This window comes from Nostoc cf. edaphicum LEGE 07299 (genome assembly GCF_015207245.1).
GTDB lineage: Bacteria > Cyanobacteriota > Cyanobacteriia > Cyanobacteriales > Nostocaceae > Nostoc > Nostoc edaphicum_B.
Window position 1 is genome coordinate 1 of the sequence record NZ_JADEXF010000539.1, and the last position, 4,038, is coordinate 4,038.

General features: G+C 40.3%; 2 protein-coding genes. Both read right to left on the reverse strand.

From position 1 onward, the window contains the following. Nucleotides 1-2,024, reverse strand: a 2,024-nt coding sequence (locus IQ229_RS16395) for an nSTAND1 domain-containing NTPase (protein ID WP_457852506.1), incomplete at its 3' end; no start/stop codon positions are given. 103 nt (nucleotides 2,025-2,127) lie between these two features. Next, nucleotides 2,128-3,459, reverse strand: coding sequence for a P-loop NTPase fold protein (locus IQ229_RS16400; protein ID WP_194045461.1), 1,332 nt, complete (start codon nucleotides 3,457-3,459; stop codon nucleotides 2,128-2,130). Nucleotides 3,460-4,038 lie beyond the last annotated feature (579 nt).

Genomic DNA, 4,038 nt, shown 5'->3' on the forward strand with positions numbered 1-4,038 from the left:
AATTTATAGAATTCTATTCTTTGTGTAGGAGGATTACTAACAAAGAAAAATTCTTCAAACTGGTCTAATATGATAACTATCGTATAGTTGCGCTCAGATGCTAACCGAATTCTTTCTAGTATTATTGTGGGTGTAGAGTCAATCTTAACTGATATTCCTGTGTATGCTAATGCTTGGTTGATACTGCTGCTCAAGATTGTTATCCAATCAGTATAAACAGACAAAACAATCGGTATAGGAATGCGTTCTCCGATAACTTTTCCCTTGAGTGCTGGGACTAAACCAGCTTTGAGAATTGAACTTTTACCTACACCAGATGGCCCATAAATAACTGTGAGTTTGTAGTCAGCGCGGGCAATTCTTTCAATTAAGCGATTGACATCTTGTTGCCGTCCAGAAGCAGATATTTCTTGAGCAATTTCTTCAGGAATAAACGGTATTTTGTGAGGTTCTAGTACTGGGTTAATTCTGGGGCGTTGTGGCTGTAATTGACTTGCTCCGATAAAGGCACGAAAGCCATACTGATGTTCTATTTTAATTTTTTCTTGCTTCAGCTTAAAGGCTTCTGTATAGTTATGACATTCAAAAAAGTAAAGCGATCGCAGTTCCTCTAAAATCTCTAAGTACAGTAATGGCTGATGTTGTAGCTCACAAACTACCCTCGCCCATTCCAAGTTATTGATAGCTTCCTCGCACTCACCCAAATGCCGTTGTGTGCGTGCTAGCAATAGAAGATACCAACTTTCTTGTCGTCGTCTTCGCAAAGCGTCTCGCAAAGAAACTTGTGTTACTTCTTCGGAGATAGAAAGCGCTGTATTTGCTAATTCATGAGCCAGTACCCAATTCGATTCTGAAGCCGCCACATTTGCCAAAAAACCATAATTTTGAGCAACTTGTGCGGGAGTTCCATAAGTTTTATGTAGGTGTAATGACTTTTGAGCTAATTCTTTTAATTCGTCCCAGGCTTGTAAGCGTTGCAACATTTCACAAGCAGGCAAAATGAATTTAGCAACTAAGTCTTCTCTTTGTACCTCCTCCAATAGCTCCAAGCATTGTTTAAACCACGACAGGGCATGTTCGCAATAGCTACTAGTATTCTGGTATAAGTCCGCCATTCGGTGATAACAAAGCCCCAGGTGGAATAGTACTATTGCTTGCTTGAGTAAAGATGAGGGAGGCATAGGTTGAGGACATGAGAGAGGCAAAGAAGAATTACTCTCCCACTCTGCTACTCTCCTCGCTTCCTGCTGCCATAATGCTAGGCTTCGTTGATAATTGGCTAAAGCACCATTAATTTGATCGTTGGCGTATTTATCTCGCCCCAACACAAATTCTAAACTAGCTTCTAATCCTGGTGTTAATTTAACGCCATACAGGCGTAGTAAATCATTACGGGCTGATTCTATTTCGTGGCGGTGTTGCGACTTAGGATCTAAATCTAGGAAGGCGTTAGATAAAAACGTTTCAGCACCTGCTTCTAAAACTTTCTCAAATAAAGATTCTTCTTCTTGAGAGATCAAAGCAATTAAATCTGCTTTAGCCATTTCAAATTTAATAGTGGTTGCAGCCCAGCTTTTGAAATCAGGTGCTAATTTTGAAAGCAATGATGCCACTTCATCTTGTAGCCACAACACCACTGGAAATGGAAAAGTCGCAGCATAGATATCTCGTGCTTGGTTGATGCCTGTAAGTAAGTTTTCCAAGTCAGTAGTTGACTCAATACCGAAAACCATCACAGCAGATGGCAAAGTGTCTGTAAGGACAGCAGGATTATCTAAAGATAGTTCTGAGATTATTGTGCTGTGTAAAAAAGTAGTTGATGGATTAAGAACGATTTCTCTGATATTCATTTCTTTGGTGTTAGAGCGAATATTCTCTAACATTTGCTCGCGTAATCGCCCATAGTTGCATCGAACCAAAATCAGAGCAAATTGACCTTCGGAAAGCGCGATCGCTCTAATCAATCTTTGTAAAGTATGCTGATTTTCTTTGGTGTAGACACGTAGCTGTTTGTCATTAGTCATTGGATATGGGGCTGGGCATTGGATATGGAGTATTAGGCATTGGATGTGGGGCATTGGTCATTAGTTCACTAACAAATGACTAATGACAAATGAAAATTGACTATTACTTGTTTTGTTGCCAAGCCAAAACTTTTTCTGTTTCTGCTAATGCTGGACTGATGCCAAACCAGCGTCCCACAGGATCTCGATATTCAAACAGATACATACTTCTTAGTAAGCTCTGATAGTCAGACTCACCTTTAACTCTCTGCTGCTGTACTACTTCAAATAATAATTCCCACTGGGATTCATCAATAGCTAGTAACAGATCGTCGCGATAATCCTTAATCACTGCTTCCAAGCAATCCCTAGAAAAAGGCGGATCTTGTCGTTGCAGGCAGCTATAAAGTAAACCTAATAAGTTACGAATGTGACCACCACTAACACGACATAGACGATCCAAGGTTTGGGAGCAATCAAATAATTCTGTAATTAATAACAGTCTGCTCTCTAAAGGAACTTCTGGAAAAGCTCTAGCTAGAACTAACTGGCGCACTAGAGACATTCCTGGTTCGTAGTCACTGCCATCTCTTTGCCGCACCAATACCATAGGTAGTACTTTTGGTGCAATCCCTCCCCCCAGACGATTTTTCAGCGTCTCATACTCATTGGAAAAAATTAACGTTAGGGGAATTGTGTAAACTAGGTGGCATTTAAGTCGGCGTAACTGTTCGCCTCGGTCAATGAAGAGATATTCTGGTTGCGATCGCCCGGATGCTAAGGGACGCATATCCACTCGATCCAAATTATCTACAATCACTACCAGTCCTTTTTGACCCCTTAGCTTTAGCTGTTCAACAGCCTTTTCTAAAATCTCTTCGTTAATCGCCTGCAAAATACTATTGGTACGCGGTTCCAGATATTGCCTCAGTTGATTCCGCATCTGGGTGCTATCTTTGGTTTTGGCAGTAATTTTAGCAATACCCAAGGACAACTCTGCTTGTCCAGAAAGCTCTATGGGGCTTTGCAAAAAATCGCCTACTTCTTTAAACAAATTGGTAAAATAACCAGGTTTGAGTTTGATGCCAATCCCTTCTAAACTGGCACTGACTTGACGGGCTACACTCAGCAAAATATCGCTGATATCAATATCTGCCATGTCTAAGTCTTGACTGGACTCAAAATAAACCACATGAAATCCTGCCAACTCTAGTTCTGTCTTGAGGCGCTGCAATTCCGTTGACTTACCGCAGCCAATATGACCCGTAAATAACTGACAGGTTGGCTCATCAGGAGAAATCCGAATGATAGTTCGTTGCAATTCTTCGACAATTTTGCAACCACGTACATCAGCAAAATCTATGTAATACTGCCGATCTAGGACGTTACTTATATTTAGCGTGTAGCTAGGGTTACATGCTTTATAAAAACGTGACAAATTTAATGTCGTTTTCATGTATGTAGAGGTTTATGTAGATGCAGTTTAGTTTGGATTTTTTATACAATTAATCTCTATCTAGGATGTAGATACAGGATTGACTCGCAAGGTGGTAGGTCTTGCAAAAGACAGCACTTGTTGCCAAATTACTGTCAGTAGTATGGTAGAGATTTAATTGACCCTAATAGCGAATAGCACTAAGATAATGCAAACCCATTATCTACAAAGCTTTGGGATGTGGGGTGTAGGGTGTGGGGTATAGTGACGTTTGCGCCAGCGTTGCGTAGCAAAGAACTTTATTTATGTTCGCACTTATTTTTACTTTTCTTGATTTTTTACGAACCTACACCCTATCCCCTATATCCATACCTGGCAAGGGTTACATCTTTTATTGGGGCCATTCGACCCGTCAGGTCTTAAGCATATCTGTCCTTTTTACACCTACTATTGAGGTTTTGACAATCTCTGCCTTCTGTTTGACCTGCTACAAAATTATATGGCTGAGGTAGTAAGTAAAAAAAGCTACAAATTTTCATTGTTCTCAGGTTAGATGTTGACTAGTCTAGCTAGTATGAATTATAGCAAGCTATACAGAGA